The 17541-nt window shown below is 57.0% G+C and carries 22 protein-coding genes and 1 tRNA gene; 8 read left to right on the top strand and 15 right to left on the bottom strand.

The features are described from left to right. Nucleotides 1-74 precede the first annotated feature (74 nt). Entirely contained in the window at nucleotides 75-962 is an 888-nt protein-coding gene (locus ACR0J7_RS08750) for an ABC transporter permease (RefSeq protein WP_480481688.1), read from the top strand. 91 nt (nucleotides 963-1053) lie between these two features. After that, on the top strand, nucleotides 1054-1860 hold the full coding sequence (locus ACR0J7_RS08745; RefSeq protein WP_209595834.1) for an ABC transporter permease: 807 nt from the start codon (nucleotides 1054-1056) through the stop codon (nucleotides 1858-1860). Between the two features lie 92 nt (nucleotides 1861-1952). Here the strand turns inward: ACR0J7_RS08745 and ACR0J7_RS08740 are convergent. Continuing rightward, a tRNA-His gene (locus ACR0J7_RS08740) sits at nucleotides 1953-2029 on the bottom strand. A 48-nt stretch (nucleotides 2030-2077) separates the two neighbouring features. Further along, nucleotides 2078-2560 carry a GNAT family N-acetyltransferase gene (locus ACR0J7_RS08735; protein ID WP_480913909.1) on the bottom strand — a complete coding sequence of 161 codons (483 nt, stop codon included), beginning with the start codon at nucleotides 2558-2560 and terminating at the stop codon, nucleotides 2078-2080. A gap of 77 nt (nucleotides 2561-2637) precedes the next feature. Between ACR0J7_RS08735 and ACR0J7_RS08730 the strand changes: the two genes are divergently transcribed. Next, nucleotides 2638-2826 carry a DUF6324 family protein gene (locus ACR0J7_RS08730; protein ID WP_117869403.1) on the top strand — a complete coding sequence of 63 codons (189 nt, stop codon included), beginning with the start codon at nucleotides 2638-2640 and terminating at the stop codon, nucleotides 2824-2826. Between the two features lie 4 nt (nucleotides 2827-2830). Here ACR0J7_RS08730 and ACR0J7_RS08725 read toward each other — a convergent pair whose 3' ends face one another. Then, the gene (locus tag ACR0J7_RS08725) at nucleotides 2831-3262 is read right to left on the bottom strand and encodes an MmcB family DNA repair protein (protein WP_209504302.1); all 432 of its coding nucleotides are present in this window, start codon (nucleotides 3260-3262) and stop codon (nucleotides 2831-2833) included. Nucleotides 3263-3376: 114 nt separating this feature from the next. Between ACR0J7_RS08725 and ACR0J7_RS08720 the strand changes: the two genes are divergently transcribed. Further along, the gene (locus ACR0J7_RS08720) at nucleotides 3377-3697 is read left to right on the top strand and encodes an ArsR/SmtB family transcription factor (RefSeq protein WP_480476940.1); all 321 of its coding nucleotides are present in this window, start codon (nucleotides 3377-3379) and stop codon (nucleotides 3695-3697) included. Beyond that, nucleotides 3694-4119, top strand: a complete 426-nt coding sequence (locus ACR0J7_RS08715) for an SRPBCC family protein (RefSeq protein WP_267365293.1) — start codon at nucleotides 3694-3696, stop codon at nucleotides 4117-4119. The genes ACR0J7_RS08720 and ACR0J7_RS08715 overlap by 4 nt, the downstream gene beginning before the upstream one ends. A 387-nt stretch (nucleotides 4120-4506) precedes the next feature. Here ACR0J7_RS08715 and ACR0J7_RS08710 read toward each other — a convergent pair whose 3' ends face one another. From ACR0J7_RS08710 to ACR0J7_RS08685, 6 genes are all read right to left on the bottom strand, one after another. Next, entirely contained in the window at nucleotides 4507-5673 is a 1167-nt protein-coding gene (locus ACR0J7_RS08710) for an adenylate/guanylate cyclase domain-containing protein (protein ID WP_480492680.1), read from the bottom strand. 265 nt (nucleotides 5674-5938) lie between these two features. Next, entirely contained in the window at nucleotides 5939-6244 is a 306-nt protein-coding gene (locus tag ACR0J7_RS08705; protein ID WP_480481563.1) for a hypothetical protein, read from the bottom strand. A gap of 59 nt (nucleotides 6245-6303) precedes the next feature. Next, on the bottom strand, nucleotides 6304-6786 hold the full coding sequence (gene nusB, locus ACR0J7_RS08700) for a transcription antitermination factor NusB (protein ID WP_480481565.1): 483 nt from the start codon (nucleotides 6784-6786) through the stop codon (nucleotides 6304-6306). After that, a complete protein-coding gene (locus ACR0J7_RS08695) occupies nucleotides 6783-7334 on the bottom strand; it encodes a 6,7-dimethyl-8-ribityllumazine synthase (protein ID WP_480583515.1) in 552 nt (183 codons plus the stop codon). The genes nusB and ACR0J7_RS08695 overlap by 4 nt, the downstream gene beginning before the upstream one ends. Before the next feature lie 2 nt (nucleotides 7335-7336). Further along, nucleotides 7337-8458: a 3,4-dihydroxy-2-butanone-4-phosphate synthase gene (gene ribB / locus ACR0J7_RS08690; protein WP_480899584.1), complete on the bottom strand. Its 1122-nt coding sequence runs from the start codon at nucleotides 8456-8458 to the stop codon at nucleotides 7337-7339. A gap of 104 nt (nucleotides 8459-8562) precedes the next feature. Then, a complete protein-coding gene (locus ACR0J7_RS08685; protein ID WP_480910438.1) occupies nucleotides 8563-9150 on the bottom strand; it encodes a riboflavin synthase in 588 nt (195 codons plus the stop codon). Nucleotides 9151-9291: 141 nt separating this feature from the next. Here ACR0J7_RS08685 and ACR0J7_RS08680 point away from each other — a divergent pair, with 141 nt between their 5' ends. The 3 genes from ACR0J7_RS08680 (at nucleotide 9292) to ACR0J7_RS08670 (ending at nucleotide 13808) form a co-directional block, all read left to right on the top strand. Then, a complete protein-coding gene (locus ACR0J7_RS08680; RefSeq protein WP_480913907.1) occupies nucleotides 9292-10590 on the top strand; it encodes a capsule biosynthesis protein in 1299 nt (432 codons plus the stop codon). An 80-nt stretch (nucleotides 10591-10670) separates the two neighbouring features. Next, nucleotides 10671-11804 (top strand): polysaccharide biosynthesis/export family protein, encoded by a 1134-nt coding sequence (locus ACR0J7_RS08675; RefSeq protein WP_480831723.1) that lies wholly within the window; start codon nucleotides 10671-10673, stop codon nucleotides 11802-11804. Between the two features lie 3 nt (nucleotides 11805-11807). Continuing rightward, nucleotides 11808-13808, top strand: a complete 2001-nt coding sequence (locus tag ACR0J7_RS08670) for a capsular polysaccharide biosynthesis protein (protein ID WP_480913904.1) — start codon at nucleotides 11808-11810, stop codon at nucleotides 13806-13808. Nucleotides 13809-13810: 2 nt separating this feature from the next. Here ACR0J7_RS08670 and ribD read toward each other — a convergent pair whose 3' ends face one another. The 6 genes from ribD to ACR0J7_RS08640 all read right to left on the bottom strand — a co-directional run bounded on the left by ribD (nucleotide 13811) and on the right by ACR0J7_RS08640 (nucleotide 17354). After that, entirely contained in the window at nucleotides 13811-14911 is a 1101-nt protein-coding gene (ribD, locus tag ACR0J7_RS08665; RefSeq protein ID WP_480913902.1) for a bifunctional diaminohydroxyphosphoribosylaminopyrimidine deaminase/5-amino-6-(5-phosphoribosylamino)uracil reductase RibD, read from the bottom strand. Continuing rightward, entirely contained in the window at nucleotides 14908-15378 is a 471-nt protein-coding gene (gene nrdR, locus ACR0J7_RS08660; protein WP_267367325.1) for a transcriptional regulator NrdR, read from the bottom strand. The genes ribD and nrdR overlap by 4 nt, the downstream gene beginning before the upstream one ends. 120 nt (nucleotides 15379-15498) lie before the next feature. Next, nucleotides 15499-15912 (bottom strand): secondary thiamine-phosphate synthase enzyme YjbQ, encoded by a 414-nt coding sequence (locus ACR0J7_RS08655; RefSeq protein ID WP_480486070.1) that lies wholly within the window; start codon nucleotides 15910-15912, stop codon nucleotides 15499-15501. 21 nt (nucleotides 15913-15933) lie between these two features. Further along, nucleotides 15934-16338, bottom strand: a complete 405-nt coding sequence (locus ACR0J7_RS08650) for a hypothetical protein (RefSeq protein WP_480486072.1) — start codon at nucleotides 16336-16338, stop codon at nucleotides 15934-15936. A gap of 78 nt (nucleotides 16339-16416) precedes the next feature. Next, a complete protein-coding gene (locus ACR0J7_RS08645; protein WP_480913901.1) occupies nucleotides 16417-16962 on the bottom strand; it encodes a DUF4166 domain-containing protein in 546 nt (181 codons plus the stop codon). A 2-nt stretch (nucleotides 16963-16964) separates the two neighbouring features. Next, on the bottom strand, nucleotides 16965-17354 hold the full coding sequence (locus ACR0J7_RS08640; protein WP_480913899.1) for a thiol-disulfide oxidoreductase DCC family protein: 390 nt from the start codon (nucleotides 17352-17354) through the stop codon (nucleotides 16965-16967). Nucleotides 17355-17541: the final 187 nt, after the last annotated feature.

The raw sequence follows: 17541 nt of genomic DNA, 5'->3' as shown, positions 1-17541 counted from the left end.
GACCAATCCCGGTCCGGTGCTTTGGCGCCGGGCCGCTTCCGGCCTAGCCGGAACAGACGTTGGAAAGACGCCATATGTTCTCGTACTGCGCTGATCCTGACACGCTGGGCACGTTCCGCTGGTTTTCATGCTACCTGACCAATGGCGTCCACTGGTCGTTCTACCTGTCTTTCATCAAGGTTTTGGCCTTGCTGGCTGTGACCGCGCCCGTCGCTCTTGGCTTCGGGTTTGCAGGTGCCATGGCGGCGCGCTCGCATTTCCCCCCGCTCAGCTGGCTGGGCAAAGGGTATATCGCGATTGTGCGCGGCGTGCCCGACATTGCGTTTTTCCTGTTCTTCGTCATAGCGTTGGATCAGGCGTTTGAGTGGACGCGGCATAAGATATTGTGCCCGGACTGGACCGACCCAATCCGCCAGGGCAATGACTTCCTCGTTTGTCAGGCCGCCAAGCTGCCGCTCGGAACCGCGCCTGAATGGGTGCATGAAACCTATGGGTTTTTCCTTGCGGTCATCACCTTCTCTATCGTTTTTGGTGCTTTCGCGGCCAATGTCCTGTTCGGCGGAATGCGCGCCGTACCACATGCGCAACTGGAAACGGCCGAAGCTTATGGCATGAATCGCCGCCAGACCTTCTGGAAAATCCTCGTACCTCAGATGTGGGTTTACGCGCTGCCCGGCCTGTCCAATCTGTGGATGGTGCTGATCAAGGCGACACCCCTGCTCTTCCTGCTGGGCGTCGAAGATATCGTGTATTGGGCGCGCGAACTGGGCGGCACCAAAACCTCGAAATTCACGCAATACCCGCATGGCGACTGGCGCATGTGGTATTTCCTGTTCCTGCTGATCTTTTACCTTGGCATGACCCGTTTCTCGGAACTTGGGCTTGAAAAACTGATGCGGCGATTGTCCCACGGACAGGCCACTTCCGGCGGAGAGCTTCTGCGCAAGGAGACCACGGCATGATGATCCGCGTTCAAGACCGCAACCGGGTGCCGCACGCGATTGCACAGCAATCTCTCTCGCGCCCGCAATCTCCTTTCCAAGGAGCCCGATCATGAGCTGCATCCAGACCATTCAGGATTACGGCCTGCGGTCGCTTGGCTTTGGCGAACGCCTGCTGCCCAAGACCGATTTCACCCTGTGCGAACAGTTCACCCTGATCGGCTCGGGCATGATCTGGAACATCTATTTCGGCGTCATGGCGCTGGCGACCGGGTTCTTTCTGGCCACCGCGCTGGCCGTCGGCAAAGCCTCGACCAACAAATGGCTGCGCAAACCTGCCGAATGGTTCATCTTTCTGTTCCGGGGCTCGCCTCTCTTTATCCAGTTCTTCTTTGCTTATTTCTTCTTCCTGTCGCTGAAGAAAACATATCCGATGTTCGACGCCTTCACCTCGGCCTGGCTGGGGGCGCTGATCGTGCTGTTCCTGAACACCGCAGCCTATTCGGGTGAGATTTTTTACGGTGCCCTGCGCTCGATCCCCAAGGGAGATATCGAAGCGGCAGATGCCTATGGCATGTCCGGCTGGTCGCGGTTTCGGCGGATCGTCTGGCCCACCATGCTGCGTCTGGCCTGGCCGGCCTATACGAACGAAGCCATCTTTCTGTTCCATGCCACCACGCTGGTCTTCTTCTCGGCCTTTCCGGCCTGGCAACAACGTGGCGACGCGCTCTATTACGCAAGTTATTTCGCGGACAAAACGTTCAACCCCTTCATCCCCTATCCAATTCTGGCGTTCTATTTCATCCTGCTGACATTGGTGATTGTCGGGGGATTTGGCCTGATCAACAAACGCCTGAACCGCCACCTGCCCACCGCCAAACGGGCAAAAATGCGGTTCAAACTGAACCTGGCGCGCTAAAGGACAGCGCGCCGTAAATTCCGGCATTCAAGCCTACACTACCCTTGTAATACGCTTGGTGATGCGAACACGGACAGTCGATTTGGGGGGAATGGTACCGCCTCCCTGGCTTGAACAGGGGACCTCTGGATCCACAATCCAGCGCTCTAACCAACTGAGCTAAGGCGGCACTTTGTGAGGGGCGATGTACCGAACGCGCCGGGGGAATGCAAGAGGATTAAAGCCGAATTCTCCAGCTTTGTTCGACAAGATCGACGCCAAAGGAATGCACCGGTTTGCTGTCGATCAGTTCCCAGCCAAACGCCCCGTAAAGCGCGCAGGCAGCCGTATGACTTTCATGGGTCCACAAAACCATTTCCCGATATCCAGCCTCGCGTGCGAAGTCTGTACAGGCCTGTAACAGCCGTTTTCCCAACCCAAGTCCGCGCGCCTCGGGGACAAGCAGGAAGAGGCGCAGTTTGGCGGTTGTCTGGTCAACACGCACGCAGAAAATGCTACCCAGTCTTTGCCCAGCCCGTTCAGCAATCCAGCCTTTTTCAAAGGACGGGTCATTGTCGGCAATGAACTCCTCAAGGATGCGCGCAACCAATGGGGCAAAGCTGTCATCAAATCCTTCGTCGCGCGCATAGAGTAACCCGTGCTGTCCAACCAGCCACGCGGCATCATCGGGGCGAAACGTTCTGAGAACCACATTTTCCATGTCTTATCTGACCGCAAAGGTGACTTGATTCTCAACCCCGTGCGCGCTAGCACGAATGCTCAGTCTCGGAGGCATAGATGGGCATCAATACCGAACGCGATATTCAGGCCAACCTGCAAATCGGTCCGACCGATCAGGGGATGGTACGCTTGTTCATCGAAGCCGACGGCATCGAGATTCCGATGGATTTCGACCCCGAGGAAGCCGAAGAAATCGCCGATGAGATCCGCGCCGCGATACAGGCCGCCCTCGCCGTCAAAGGCTGAGCTTTTACAAGCGCGGATCGCGCAGCGCATGCAGACGGCGTGCTGCATCTGTTGCAAATTTCTGGATCATCTTCTTGCGCCGCGCCGGGGCAAGCTTGTCCTCGGGCGCCATGCGCACGATCTCGGCATCATAGGCGTCAGCAATGATCAAGCCCGTTTCATCAGGTAACAGATCGGTCGGAAACTCGGTATCCACGGCCCAGAAGAATCGATCACACCATTCCAAATAGCCCTGCCATTTGGCATCCGATTGATAATCGGCACGGCTGGATTTGCATTCGATCACCCAAATCTCACCTTTGGGACCCAGCCCCATCACATCGACACGCAAACCACGTGCCGGAACGAATTCTTCAACAGAAACAAAACCATGCGCGGCAAGGTGGCGTGCGACGCCACGCGCGAGCTTCTGTCCGGGCTGCAAATCTAACAACATACCCCAAATGTGAACAATTGGTGAACAAAAGTAAAGTACTGCATCGCGCTTGACATGGTACCATTTGGTATCGCATTAATATGATACCAAATGGTATCTGTTCTGGGGTTGCTTATGGATAACCGAACTCAAAACGCGTTCCGTGCGCTGGCCGATCCCACACGTAGGGACATTGTACAATTGCTTTCGTCTCAGGACATGACCATCGGGCAGTTGACAGACCGGTTCGACATGACCCGGGCCGCGGTCAAAAAGCATCTGACCGTGCTATCCGACGGCGGCTTGATCACCGTTGAAACCCGTGGCCGCGAACGCATTAACCGACTTGAACCACAAGGCATGGCCCCCGTTCTGGACTGGCTCAGATATTTTGACCAGTTCTGGGACGATCGCCTCAACTCTCTCAAGGAAGCTGTTGAAAGGAAATCGAAATGACCGATGCAGTTCTGAAGAAATCGATCTTTCTGAGGGCCGAGCCGGAAACGGTTTGGGCTTATCTTACAGACCCGGATCGCCTGGCGGAATGGTTCCACAAACCGAAACATCCTCTGACCGCGGGTCAAAAGCTGGAGATGTTTGGCACAACAAGCGGCGACCTGTTGATCTGGGGTGAGGTTCGCGTTGCCAACCCTCCCAAGTATCTGGAATACACGTTCACCGTAAAACCGATGGGCGACGCGGTGAGCGTCGTCAAATGGACCCTGGAACCCGTCGCAGGCGGGACGCGCCTTGACCTGCGGCATGAAGGCCTGCCGCAGGGGGCCGATGCCTTTGGCCTGATCCTGGCACTGGACAAGGGTTGGGACGAGCACTTTGGCAAGATGCGCACGGCATTGCATGAAACTGTTGATGCCTGACCCCTTGTGCGAACCCGTCAGACGCCCTACTTAAGCGCGTGGCGGGTTCTGCCCTTCTTGTGACAGGTAGCATTCTGGTGGCCTTAAGCAATTCCGAGGGGGCTGGCTCTGTTCAGGTCCTGGCCTGATTACCTGGCGCCCACCTGTATATACAGGTCCTCGGGAATCAAACCACACGGTTGTTTGGTGGTCCCGCCACATTGCTGAATTGGCTCAGAGCACCACCAACGTCGGTCTTTACACGCCTGGATGTCATGCAGATCAAATTAATCCGCTCTGATAGCCCAATTCTTCCAAAAGCAATGCTGACTTAGTGTACCAGCCTTCCTGTTGAAACATAGCACCCATTCCCTGGCCCCAAGAATATTCATGCAAACTGGTTCAAGGCTATCCTTCGATGAGAGAAAACAATTCGATTGGATTAGCAAGGCCACGAACTTCGTGAACCCCACAAGGCAAAAACAGATCAGGTGAGGTCCCAGCAATCGCTGATGTTACCAGCACTCTGTGACCGATAGACTTGGTTAGACCTTCTATGCGACTGGCAACGTTCACTGCGCCCCCGAGAACCGTGAAATCAAGCCTTCCCGGACTGCCGATATTGCCATAGCTGACTTGCCCAACATTGATCCCGATTCCTACATCCAAAGACGACTTATTAGCCTCAACGCGGCGACTGTTGAGCGTCGTCAAACCGGCCAATACACTTTGTGCGGCTTGCGCAGCCTTTCGGCATCGGTCGGCGTGGTCAACCTGAGTTGCGATGGTGAAGATCGAGAGAATACCGTCACCCATAAACTTGAGAACATCGCCGCCGTTCTCTTCTACGGATTGCACAACCAGATCAAAGTAACCGCTCAGCGCGTCAAAAACATCCACCTCGGGAGCGGCTTCCGAAAGAGCCGTGAAACCTCGCAAATCAGAAAACATGACAACTGCATCAACTGTCGTTCGTTCGCCCCGCTTGATCCGCCCATTCCAAACCGCATCAGAGGGCCCATCACCAAGATATGTTCGCAGCAGCCCCTTGGCTGACTTGCGCATTGTGACGGGTTCCAAGGCGGACGATAGAGCAGGCAGAGCTTCCTCAATCAATTCCAGATGTTGCGGTGAAAAACCGTCTGGGTCCTGTGTAACAAATGTACAGCCGTGCAGAGATCCATCACCATAATACATAAGGGTGGCATAGTAGTCTGTGCCACCCGACTCAGCGAATTCAAGATACGATGAATGCTCGGTCCTTGGATCAAGTTGTCGCAGACTTTTATGAAGTGGCTTTCTGTGCTCCAGAATGTACTCAAATGAGCTGCCAACATACCCGTCTGTCGACATCGTTTCATGAGTTACGTCGTAGCTGTCGGTCCGGTCAGGGGTCCAGACTATCCCCCATGCAATAAGTAACGGATTGGCGAACCGCTGACCAATATTGACTCGCCAGAGTGGAACGCCTTCGTCAACTAATGACGAGCAGAAATGAGAAACTACTTTCACGGGGTCGCCTGAGCGGCGTCCTTCGGTAATCATCCAGTCGGTTAATTGTGGTACGGAGGCCATGTTGTCAAACTAGTCGCATGGACAAGATGATCAAAGTCCCTTCCTATTAGCAGGTTATTCAAAGCGCTATATTGAAGGAATATGTTCAGACCAAGGCCCCAGATACGCCATTCTGAATATCCGCGATAGGCTGAAATCAACCGCATACAAACGTGACAGCGGCTGCATCTGCTTTGAAGCTGCAACAGTCAATGTCGGCGCAACCATCTCACGTTATGCCAGAGAACCCATAAGAGGCTTGGTGTGATTAAGCCTGGCATCAAAATTAGCGTGAAACACTCGCCTCTTGCTTGATCGCAACTGGTTTCAAATCATCTAAAACCGGTGTTCCCCGGCGCGGGCCTTGCGGCTTTTCTGCCATGCTCATGATCTTGTAGGCGAACTGGACACCGGCAAAGACAATGCCGTTCATGAACCAGATCATCACCAAAGCGATAAGACCGATTTCCGAACTGGTTATCAGATGGCGCAGGTTTGCGACATTCAGCGCCAACAGGACGCCGACAAACACAGCCGAAATGACAAAGCCCCAGGCAACTTGCGTGATATAAAGGCGGATCAGTTTGGGCATGGCGAACCTCTTTGCGCTATGACATTCAAGTTAGCGCATATCTGGTTCTCGTAAAGGCGTCAGAATGCCTCGGGCTGTGCCTCGCGGGCCATATGATCCAGCACAGCATTGACGAATTTCGGCTCTTTGCCTTCCGGGAAAAACGCACGCGCAACGTCAACAAATTCAGTGATGACAACCTTTGGCGGCGTGTCGCTTTGGGTCAGCTCTGCCCCAGCCGCACGGAACAGCGCCCGCAAGGTCGGGTCAATCCGAGCGATCGGCCATTTGGCGACCAGCGCACGGTCCGTCATCTGGTCGATGGCCGCCTGATAGTTCACCGCATTATCGACCAACGAGCGGAAGACGCTGATATCACCGTCCAACATTTCCTCACCCTCATAGACAGCGCCAAAACGGTGATCCAGAAACTCATTCACGACAGCTTCGGTCGTTTGCCCGGACTGTTCCATCTGGAACAGCGCCTGCACGGCATAAAGCCGGGCGGCGGATTTCATCAGGCGTTTCTGGTTGGCCGGTTTCGGCGCGTCTGTCTTGGTCATGCTGTCGAGGGTCCGTTGCTGTCGCCCGCCACGAGGATGGACTCGGACGGCGGTTTGAAACCAACGCCCTTTTTGGAAGAGCCCCACTTACGGCTGAGCGCGATCAGATGCAAGGCCGCAGCAGCAGCCCCACCCCCTTTATTCATCTTTTTCGGGTTCGCGCGGACTTCGGCCTGCGCGTCGTTTTCCACAGTCAGAATGCCATTGCCGATGCACAGGCCCTGTAGGCCCATCAACTGGATGGCCCGGCTGGAGTCGTTGCAAACAGTTTCGTAATGCGTAGTCTCGCCGCGAATGACGCAACCCAGCGCGACGTAACCGTCAAAGTTGCATTGACGGTCGGCCATTGCGATGGCGGTCGGGATTTCCAGCGCGCCGGGCACCTCGACCACTTCGCAGGTTCCACCCGCGGCTTCGATTTCGGCCTTCGCGCCCGTGATCAGGTTATCGGCAATCGCACGATAAAACGGCGCCGCCACGATCAGCAGCTTGACCGGCTTGTCAAATTTCGGTGTCGGCAGAACGCCATGTTCGTCTTGAGCAGCCATGATCAGTCTTCCTTCAAAATCGAACGGGTACCGACGATGGACAGGCCAAACGCGTCAAGCCCCAGATATACGGTTTCTGGCGAGTCGGTCAGCAGAACCAGTTCCTGAATTCCCATCTTGGACAGGATCTGGGCCCCCAGACCGGTTTGTTTAATGGTGCGCGGTCCCTCGTCACCCGTCGCATATAGCGAGTTGCGCGGTTGACGGAACAGGCAGACCACGCCCCGTCCTTCTTCAGCAATCTTTTCCATGGCACGCGGCAGTTCGCGCGAGGATTTCGGACCAAGACCCAGAATATCGGGGGCCTCGTGCAGAGCATGGGTGCGGGTCAACACCGGTTCGGGTGTGGTGATATCGCCCTTGATCATGACCACATGTTCGATGCCATGGGTCTGATCGGTGAACAGCCGCATCTCCCACTCGCCGCCATATTCTGACGTCACCATCTGACGCGAGGTTTCAACCACCAGATTGTCGTTGCGCGACCGGTACGCGATCAGGTCACTGATCGTGCCGATCTTCATGTTGTGCTCTCGCGCAAATTCAACCAGATCGGGCAGACGCGCCATGGTGCCGTCGGGTTTCATGATCTCGCAGATCACGCCCGAGGGGTTCAGGCCGGCCAGACGTGAGATATCAACGGCAGCCTCGGTATGACCGGCACGCACTAGCACCCCACCCCGCTTGGCGCGCAAGGGGAAGACGTGGCCGGGCGTTGCGATATGAGCCATCGTGTTTTGCTCGTTGATCGCAGTCGCCACGGTTAGCGCACGGTCGGCGGCAGAGATCCCGGTGCTGACCCCTTCGCGCGCCTCGATGGACACGGTGAATGCGGTTTCGTGCCGGGATGAGTTGTTCACCGCCATCATCGGCAGCCCAAGTGCTTCGACCCGTTCTGCCGTCATCGGCAGGCAGATCAGGCCACGGCCATGGGTGGCCATAAAGTTAATGGCCTCGGCATCGGCGAACTCGGCAGCAATCACCAGATCGCCCTCGTTTTCGCGGTCCTCGTGGTCGACCAGGATATACATCCGGCCCGCACGCGCCTCTTCAATAATGTCTTCGATCGGGCTGATCGCATCGCGCAGCCGGGCCTCGACCGGGCCGGGTGTCTCAAAGCTCATTGGGCAGCCTTTCGCATGGCATGTTTGAACGGCGGAATAGACCACTGAGGGCACAAAGACCAGTCCACAAACGGCGCAGGTCTGCTCCGACGCGACGTATGGTATCAGGACATCTCGGCCAGACGCGCCACATAACGGGCCAGCGTATCGATCTCAAGATTGACCCTGTCACCGACCTGCACGTCACCCCAAGTGGTGACCTCTTTGGTGTGTGGAATGAAGTTGATGCCGAAATCGCAATCTGTCACGTCATTGACCGTCAGGGATGTGCCATTCAATGCCACCGATCCTTTGGGCGCGATGAACCGTGCAAGATCCTTTGGCGCGCGCAAGGTGACGCGTGTGCTGTCGCCGTCTTCCTTAATCGCGATCACCTCGGCTACGCCATCCACATGGCCCGAGACGATGTGACCGCCCAATTCGTCACCAACCTTCAGGGCACGTTCAAGATTGACACGCTTGCCGACAGTCCAGGTGTCGAGATTGGTTTTCGAGACGGTTTCCGCGCTGATCTGGACGTCATACCAATCGTCGCCCAGCGCGATCACGGTCAGACAAACACCGTCACTGGCAATCGAAGCCCCGATATCGATGCCCGCAGTGTCATACGCAGTCCTGATCCGCGCACGCAGGTCTCCCTGCTGCTCCAGCTCGGCGACGGTGCCCATGTCGGTGACGATCCCTGTAAACATTCCGTTAACCCTCAGTTCCTAACCTGTGCCTGACTATCACCGTCGAGGTAAGGCCAACGGGCCGCGCGGGCAAGCCCTGCCTTGCCGTACACCGACCAAACGGGCATAGTTTTGGCAACAACAACAATACGAGCAGTTCGGATGCCGCACCCGCCTTCAAGGTCTCATGATCGGGTCTTCCTGTTCCTTCAGGGCCCGCACGGACCTTTTTTCCCGGCCTTGGGGCGTATGTTGCGCGCCACGGGGGCTCGGGTCTGGCGGGTTGGGTTCAATGCAGGCGATCAGGCGTTCTGGTTTGACAAGGCAAGCTACATCCCGTTTCAGGACAAACCGGAAAACTGGCCCGCAACACTGTCCTCTTTGATCGCTGAAAAAGCTGTTACGGATATTGTTCTATATGGCGACACCAGACCCATACATGCGCGTGCGGTCGAAATCGCGCGGTCTTGCGGAGTTACCGTTCATGTATTCGAGGAGGGGTATCTGCGCCCATGGTGGGTGACTTATGAGCGGGACGGATCAAACGGAAATTCCCGGCTGATGTCGCTGGACGTTCAGCAGATGCGCCAGGCCTTGGCCCTGTCCGACCGAAAGGCGCCGCCGCCACCGTCGCATTGGGGAGACATGCGGCACCATATCTTCTATGGCGCCCTTTATCATTGGTTCGTGATGGCCCTGAACAGCCGCTACCGCAACTTTCAACCGCACAGGGAATTACCTGTCTCGCAAGAATTCAGATTGTACCTCAAGCGCCTGTTTTTGATGCCTTTTCATCGCCTTCAACGAAGTGTGGCAACGGCGCGGGTCAGATGGGGCGGATACCCCTATCATCTGGTACTGTTGCAGCTTGGGCATGACAGCTCGGTGCAGGCTCATTCCAGCTTTTCGGGCATGTGTGAATTTCTTGAGCTGGTAATCGAAGGATTTGCGCAGGGCGCGCCTGCCCATCACAGGCTGGTGGTAAAGGAACACCCGTTGGAAAACCATCGCGAACCGTTGCGACGCCGGGCCCGCGAGATAGCCGGAAAACATGGCATCGGCGACCGGGTTCATTATGTGCCGGGCGGCAAACTGGCCAGATTGCTGGATGAGGCGAATTCGGCCGTCACCGTGAATTCCACCGCCGGACAGCAGGTTTTGTGGCGAGGCATTCCATTGCGCATTTTCGGGCGTTCGGTTTATGACAAGCCCGATTTCGTCTCGCAGCAGCCAATCGCGGCGTTTTTCGCCGATCCCCATCACCCGGATGCCGAAGCCTATCGCTGTTATCGTCAATTTCTTCTGGAAACCAGTCAGGTACCCGGCGGGTTCTATTCAAGGCGCGGCCGCCGTCAGCTGCTGCGCCGCGCCGTGGATATGCTTTTGGACACCAACGACCCCTACCAATCGGTTCTGAACACGAACGAGGCGCGAACGACACAGTTGAAAGTCGTCGAATGAAACGGGTGGTGTCTGACTGGAAGTTAAGCAACTTACCAGCTAGTCTGCACGCAACTACAAAAGACTGAGGATATCGGGCGGTGAAAGTCTCTCCTAGGCGATGGATGCGGGGTGTGTCCCTTGTGGCTGCAATTGGTCTGCTGGCTGCGTGCCAGCTACCAAAATCCGGACCGAACAAATCCGAAATTCTGGCCGGTTCAGTTCAAAACGGGGGCAACGCATATGTCGTTGAAGTTGACGACAATGTCACACGCGCGACGTCCGCCATTCCTCAGTACGGCTTTTCGTCCTCCTTCAGCAGTGCCCAGACATTGACCGCAGATACCGTCCGCCCTGGTGACGTGCTGGGGCTGACCATCTGGGAAAACGTCGACGATGGCTTGCTGTCAGGCGAAACCGGTCTTGCGACCGCGTTGAACGAGGTTCAGGTTGATAGTGACGGATTTATCTTTGTCCCCTATGCAGGCCGGATTCGGGCCGCGGGAAACACGCCGGAACAGCTGCGCGTTCTGATCACAGACAAGCTTCAGGAACAAACGCCGGACCCGCAGGTCGAAGTACGGCGCGTCGCGGGTGACGGGTCCACCGTCTCGCTGACGGGCACGGTCGCCGCACCGGGCATTTATCCGATTGAACGGCCAACCCGATCGCTGCTTGGTATGTTGTCCCAGGCGGGCGGGGTCTCGGTCGCGTCGGACATCGCGCTGGTGACCCTGATCCGGGGCGATCAGAAGGGTACCGTTTGGTACGAGGACCTGTTCCGCAACCCCAAGCTGGACGTCGCCCTGCGCGGTGGCGACCGCATTCTGGTGGAAGAGGACAGCAGATCGTATATCGCCCTTGGCGCAACCGGGGGCCAGTCGCGAGTGGCGTTTGAAAGTCAGGATCTGTCGGCACTGGAAGCCTTGGCGCAGGTCGGCGGTCTGCTGACGCTGTCCTCGGATCCAACGGGTATCTTCATTCTGCGCAAGGAACGTCAGGATGTCGCCCGCAGTGTCACCGGACGGGCCGACCTCAAAGGGGATCAGCGCATGATCTACCTGCTGAACTTGACAGCCCCCAACGGCCTGTTCATTGCACGCGATTTCGTGATCCGGGACGATGATACGATCTACGTGACCGAAGCGCCCTATGCGCAGTGGAGCAAGTCGATCTCACTTATCGCAGGCGGTCTGACTCCCGTTGCAAACGTTGCCACGCTAACCGGCAATTGATGCATGCGGCCCGATCCCGACACGTCAGCCGGGAGCGGGCAAAATCGGCTGTTTGTTTATAACGGCGGCTTTCTGACCCAGAAACGTCTGAGACGAATTCTGTCGCTTTCGGGTTACGACATTCGACTGGGATTTCCGAAAGAAGGCGATTGCGTAGGCGTCTGGGGCAACAGCCCGACAGCACATCGCGGTCTTAAGATTGCTGAAAAACACGCTGCCCCGATTCTGCGGGTCGAGGACGCCTTTCTCAGATCTCTGCACCCGGGCCGGAATGGCGAGCCCCCTTTGGGGCTGTTGCTGGATCGTTCCGGCCTGCATTTCAATGCCGCCACGCCGTCTGAACTTGAAACAGTGCTGGCCACGCACCCTCTGGATGACACGGCCCTGCTGAACCGTGCCCGCGCCGCGATCACGCGGATCAGAGAGCTTAACCTCAGCAAGTATTCCGCCTTCGATCTCGATCTTGAACCACCCGATCCGGGTTATGTTCTGGTGATTGATCAGACGGTCGGCGATGCGTCGGTAACAGCAAGCGGAGCGGACCGCGCCCGGTTTCTTGAAATGCTTGTGTTGGCGCAGGAGGAAAACCCCGGCGCGCGCATCCTGATCAAGACGCATCCTGAAACACTGGCGGGTCACCGTCAGGGGCATTTTACCGATCAGGACCTGTCAGACCGGATAACGCAGTTCAGCGACGCGATCAGCCCATGGCCGTTGCTTGAAGGGGCTGTTGCTGTCTACACCGTGTCCTCGCAACTGGGGTTCGAGGCAATTCTGGCAGGCCACAAACCGCGTGTGTTCGGCCAACCTTTCTATGCCGGATGGGGCCTGACGCAGGATGACAGACCCGTTCCGCACCGCCAGCGCAGCCTGACACGGGCGCAATTGTTCGCGGCCGCCATGCTGCTTTACCCGACTTGGTATGACCCCTATCGCGATCAGCTGTGCGAACTGGAAACGGTACTGGACACGTTAGAGGCAAAGACCCGCGCCTGGCGACAGGACAAGAACGGCTGGACGGCATCCGGGATGCGCTTGTGGAAACGCAGGCATCTGCAACAGTTTTTCGGGCAACATGGAAAGCTGCGCTTTACGGCATCTCAACCCGGCACACTGGACCGCCCCCACATGGTCTGGGCCAGCCAGGCAAGGAACACCGAAGGGGCGGTTCGGGTCGAAGACGGGTTCATGCGTTCACGCGGGCTTGGGGCGGCACTGGTCCCGCCATTGTCGCTGGTGACGGACGAGAGCGGAATTTATTACGACCCGACAAAACCCAGCCAGTTGGAAGAGCTGATCACTTTGCGTGAAACGTTGAGGCCGGATCAGGACCTGCGCGCGGAACGTCTTGTCGAAAACCTTTTGGCCGCCGGCCTGAGCAAATACAATACCGGCAATCCGACCAGCACCCTGCCCGAAGGCCATCGTATTCTTGTGCCCGGACAGGTCGAGGACGACGCCTCGATCCTGTTGGGTACCAGCGCGGTCCGCAACAATCTGGACCTGCTGAAAACTGTGCGCGATGCCAATCCCGACGCGATCCTGATTTACAAACCCCACCCCGATGTCGAAGCGGGTCTGCGCGAAGGCAGGATCGATGCCGAGGCGATTGCAGACATTGTCGTAACCCAAACAGACCCCGCATCATTGTTGCCGCACGTGCAGGAAGTATGGACCATGACGTCGCTTCTGGGGTTCGAGGCTTTGCTACGCGGCGTGAAGGTTACAACTCTGGGCGCGCCCTTTTATGCGGGTTGGGGGCTGACCACGGATCTGGGGGCTGTTCCCGCCCGGCGAGGCGCACGACCGACGTTGATGGGCCTCGTCCATGCCACCTTGATTGATTACCCTCGTTATTTCGACCCGGTCACAGGGCAACCCTGCCCGGTCGAGGTTGCCGTTGAACGTCTGGCGCAGGGCACTTGTGCTCCGACCGGTCCGTTCAATCGAGTTCTGTCAAAACTTCAGGGCGTGTTTGCGACACATGCGCACTTGTGGCGCTAAACCTAGTCAGACGCCCTGCGCCAACGGTGCAGGATATCCCCACCCACCACTTTCGCTTCAACCAGTTCGAACCGTGGCGCGGCGTCCAGTGTCGTTAAAGCCAATGTTCCCACAGCAGCCAGACCTTCGGCCCCAATGGTCAATCCAGCGGTAAATCCGACCAATTCATCCACCAGATCCTCGGCCAGCAGCGATGCAGCCAGCGCCGCCCCGCCTTCGCAGAAGACGCTGGTCAGACCGGCTTGCCCCAACTGTTGGAGCAGATCGACCGCGTCAATCTGATGATCCTTCAACGCGCAGGGGATCAGCCTTGCGTCCAATCCTTCCCAGGCTTTCGCGCGCTCGGCATCCGGGTGATGCGCATGGCAGAGCCACACAGGTGTCTTTGATGCCGTGCGGGCCAAATGCCCCATCAGGGAAATATCCATATGGCGCGAAACCACAACGCGCACGGGCTGATGATCTATGCCAAGATCCCGAACTGTCAGTGAGGGATCGTCAGCCCGCGCTGTACCCGCTCCGACCATCACCGCGTCGTGTCGCGCACGCATGGCATGGACAACGCGGCGCGCCTGTGGCCCGGTAATCCATTGGCTGTGCCCGGTCGAGGTTGCGATCCGCCCGTCAAAACTGCTGGCCAGCTTGAGGGTCACGAAAGGTCGTCCCTGTTCGGTCTTCAGAAAAAAGCCCGCCAGATCACGTTCCGCCTGCTCTGCGAGGACACCGGTTACGACCTTAATTCCGGCCTCGCGCAACTTGGCAAAGCCCTGCCCCGCGACACGTGGGTCGCTGTCTTCCACGGCTGCCACGACACGGGCGACACCCGCAGCAATCAAAGCCTCGGCACAGGGGGGTGTTTTGCCGTGATGGGCGCAGGGTTCCAAAGTCACATAGGCGGTCGCGCCATGTGCGGCCTGCCCGGCTTGCGCCAAAGCCTCGGTTTCGGCATGGGGGCGGCCGCCCGGCTGGGTCCAACCGCGCCCGACAATCCGGCCTTTGCGCACGATAACACACCCCACCGCAGGGTTTGGCCAGCACATCCCCTGACCGCGCCGCCCCAGTGACAGGGCCAGCGCCATGAAACGCTTATCTTTTTCGCTCACTCGTCCGTCGGTGGCTGCGGCGGGCGCAGTTCGTGGACAAACTCCTCAAAATCATCGGCCGCCTGGAAATTCTTGTACACACTCGCAAAGCGAACATACGCGACGGTATCGATCCGCGCCAGAGCTTCCATAACGATCTCACCGATCTTGTGGGACGGGATATCCGTGTCGCCCATGCTTTCCAGCCGACGCACGATACCCGAAATCATCTGATCGATCCGCTCGGGATCAACTGGCCGTTTCTGCATCGAGATGCGGATCGAACGTTCCAGTTTATCGCGATCGAAATCCTCGCGCTTACCATTGGTCTTTATGACAACCAAATCACGCAGCTGCACACGCTCATAGGTCGTGAACCGCCCGCCACAGGCCGGGCAGAACCGGCGTCGGCGGATTGCCACGTGGTCCTCTGCCGGACGTGAATCTTTTACCTGAGTATCGATATTTCCGCAAAACGGGCAGCGCATCCGCCGTCTCCTCGTCCCTTGTTCCGCCTCTTTTTGTAAGCGCTGCGACTTACTTATCCACAACTATAGGGCAGCAACTAGAGTTTGGGTAGTCGGAAATTTCAACCGCTAGATAAAGGGTCAGACAAGGTGCGCTGCAATCCGTCTCTGGTGTGGTGCCGTGCGGTGTTCAAACAGATATATCCCCTGCCATGTTCCAAGGCACGGGCGACCCTGCACCACAGGTATCGACAAGGATACCGGCAACAGCGCAGCCTTTATATGCGCTGGCATGTCGTCGGGGCCTTCATAAGTATGCCGAAGATACGACATTGCCGGGTGATTGGACGGCGGCACCAGCCTTTCGAAAAACGCCCGAAGATCAGTTTGAACTTCGGGGTCTGCGTTTTCCTGAACAAGCAATGAACAGGAGGTGTGGCGAACAAAAAGCGTCAGTAAGCCATCCGTCGCCACCTGCCCCAGCCACTGCGTCACCTCGGACGTGAATTCGTAAAGACCTGATCCTTGGGTCCGGATTACAAATTCAGTCTGCATTCGCGGTGTCTCGCCGTTTTGTCAGTCGTTATAGAACGGTCGATAGTTACACCTGGCATTCGCGCCTTGTACAGACATGCTGGTGCCAGGTTGAAAACCGATTGTAACAAAGCTGCTTGGCTGTGCACCCACATTCTGGGGCGGCTTGGTCGAGAACTGAACCGCCGTTTTACGACCGGTGGTGACGCTTGGCCCATACCCGCGCAACACGTAGATCCGATCGCGCCAGCCCGCGCCCAATGTACGCCGTGCATAATCCGCTGCCGCGCACCAGTATCCTTCGGTACGCTGGTCGCCGCGCGGAATAACTTCGAAATCGGTGGCGTTTATCGGCTCGGTCCGGTACCCGTGCGGTGCCGCGTCAGCCGTCATTGGAATGCTGAACGCCAGGGCGGCAATCGCGGCAAATGTCCGTGTATGTTTCATTGTCATTTCTTCCCTGATTGTGTGTCTCAAAAAGGTTAGGCCATAAGCTTCGTCGGCACAGGGTCGCTCACGTTCTGTTTAATCCGTCTCATGCGTTGCGTGAACCGGCGTGAGCCATCCCTGGTACCTGATCAACAACCCCAGTCCCGGCGCGTCCGCAGACACATCAAACCGAAAGCGCCCCGCTTTGTCCTGCCATTCGTGCGTTCTTGAACGCGGCAAGGAAAAAGATGGCATCGGGATGCCAAACACGGTCAGGCGGAGAATTTTGATATGCATCCCGTTTTCCTGCCAAATGGGCTGCAACCAGATCGAGATCGCGCCAAAAGATTCACGGACACACTCTCTTTTTGTATCATATTTCAGAGTTGATCGGGTTTTGTGGCCCGCAAAATTCCGATTCCATGACCAGAATTCGCCATTAATATCAATGTGCAGGGAGACGGGGACGTCTTTGCCGCTTTGCGGAAACCCGGCCAGACGTGTTGCAAGGGCAGCCCATATCCCTTTGCCACGTTCGATATCGCAGCGTCCTGCAAAGCAGCCCTCGCTCATGTGCAGATCTCGAACCGCCTTTGGCAACCTTTCGGTCGATCCTACCGCCTTAAGAAAGGGATCGCCCATCGCTAGTACCCGTTTTCGGCAAAACGAGCCCTGATATCGGGACTGGGAACCAGACATGTTTCGGAACGCCCAAAGAATGCATATCTGTTTCGTGCGATCAGGCGATAGGTCGGATCCTTGATGAGCCAAGGCAGAAACCGACACATTGATAACAGCGACCATGGGCCGCGCAACTGTCGCATCGCCGCTGCAAATGCATCCAGATGCTGAAAAACAGCGCCATTCACGACCACCAGATTTGTTGGAAAATCCTGTGTGGGAAGGCCGAGATCACGATATAGCTTTTGCCCAAGCGGGGACTGCGCCGTTGCAAATTGAAAAACATGGCGCTGGTCACGTTTCAGCATAAACTGGAAAAACCCCGAACACAGCACGCATTCGCCGTCAAACACAATTAGGTTTTTGTCATAAACCGCTGTATTCTCAAAAATATCCTGCAAGGTTTTACACCGGAACTATTGACTTAAAGCCAGCCTGACAAAACCACCTGAGCGAAGCAATGCGACATGTATGAAAGGTGTGGGGGCGTGCCGGGGAGCCTTAACCAGAGGCTGGTGATTTCCCCGAGGCTCTGACCTC

This window comes from Ruegeria sp. O4 (assembly GCF_056535125.1).
This window is presented reverse-complemented; position numbering and strand designations above follow the sequence as displayed.

Coding starts and splice junctions, on each gene's coding strand:
- ACR0J7_RS08670 (WP_480913904.1), top strand. CDS start 11,808: ATGCGGCCCGATCCCGACACGTCAGCCGGGAGCGGGCAAAATCGGCTG.
- ACR0J7_RS08725 (WP_209504302.1), bottom strand. CDS start 3,262: ATGTTGTTAGATTTGCAGCCCGGACAGAAGCTCGCGCGTGGCGTCGCA.
- ACR0J7_RS08720 (WP_480476940.1), top strand. CDS start 3,377: ATGGATAACCGAACTCAAAACGCGTTCCGTGCGCTGGCCGATCCCACA.
- ACR0J7_RS08735 (WP_480913909.1), bottom strand. CDS start 2,560: ATGGAAAATGTGGTTCTCAGAACGTTTCGCCCCGATGATGCCGCGTGG.
- nrdR (WP_267367325.1), bottom strand. CDS start 15,378: ATGCGCTGCCCGTTTTGCGGAAATATCGATACTCAGGTAAAAGATTCA.
- ACR0J7_RS08655 (WP_480486070.1), bottom strand. CDS start 15,912: ATGCAGACTGAATTTGTAATCCGGACCCAAGGATCAGGTCTTTACGAA.
- nusB (WP_480481565.1), bottom strand. CDS start 6,786: ATGACCAAGACAGACGCGCCGAAACCGGCCAACCAGAAACGCCTGATG.
- ACR0J7_RS08645 (WP_480913901.1), bottom strand. CDS start 16,962: ATGGGCGATCCCTTTCTTAAGGCGGTAGGATCGACCGAAAGGTTGCCA.
- ACR0J7_RS08685 (WP_480910438.1), bottom strand. CDS start 9,150: ATGTTTACAGGGATCGTCACCGACATGGGCACCGTCGCCGAGCTGGAG.
- ACR0J7_RS08750 (WP_480481688.1), top strand. CDS start 75: ATGTTCTCGTACTGCGCTGATCCTGACACGCTGGGCACGTTCCGCTGG.
- ACR0J7_RS08745 (WP_209595834.1), top strand. CDS start 1,054: ATGAGCTGCATCCAGACCATTCAGGATTACGGCCTGCGGTCGCTTGGC.
- ACR0J7_RS08695 (WP_480583515.1), bottom strand. CDS start 7,334: ATGGCTGCTCAAGACGAACATGGCGTTCTGCCGACACCGAAATTTGAC.
- ACR0J7_RS08715 (WP_267365293.1), top strand. CDS start 3,694: ATGACCGATGCAGTTCTGAAGAAATCGATCTTTCTGAGGGCCGAGCCG.
- ACR0J7_RS08650 (WP_480486072.1), bottom strand. CDS start 16,338: ATGAAACATACACGGACATTTGCCGCGATTGCCGCCCTGGCGTTCAGC.
- ACR0J7_RS08730 (WP_117869403.1), top strand. CDS start 2,638: ATGGGCATCAATACCGAACGCGATATTCAGGCCAACCTGCAAATCGGT.
- ribB (WP_480899584.1), bottom strand. CDS start 8,458: ATGAGCTTTGAGACACCCGGCCCGGTCGAGGCCCGGCTGCGCGATGCG.
- ACR0J7_RS08710 (WP_480492680.1), bottom strand. CDS start 5,673: ATGGCCTCCGTACCACAATTAACCGACTGGATGATTACCGAAGGACGC.
- ACR0J7_RS08680 (WP_480913907.1), top strand. CDS start 9,292: ATGCCGCACCCGCCTTCAAGGTCTCATGATCGGGTCTTCCTGTTCCTT.
- ACR0J7_RS08705 (WP_480481563.1), bottom strand. CDS start 6,244: ATGCCCAAACTGATCCGCCTTTATATCACGCAAGTTGCCTGGGGCTTT.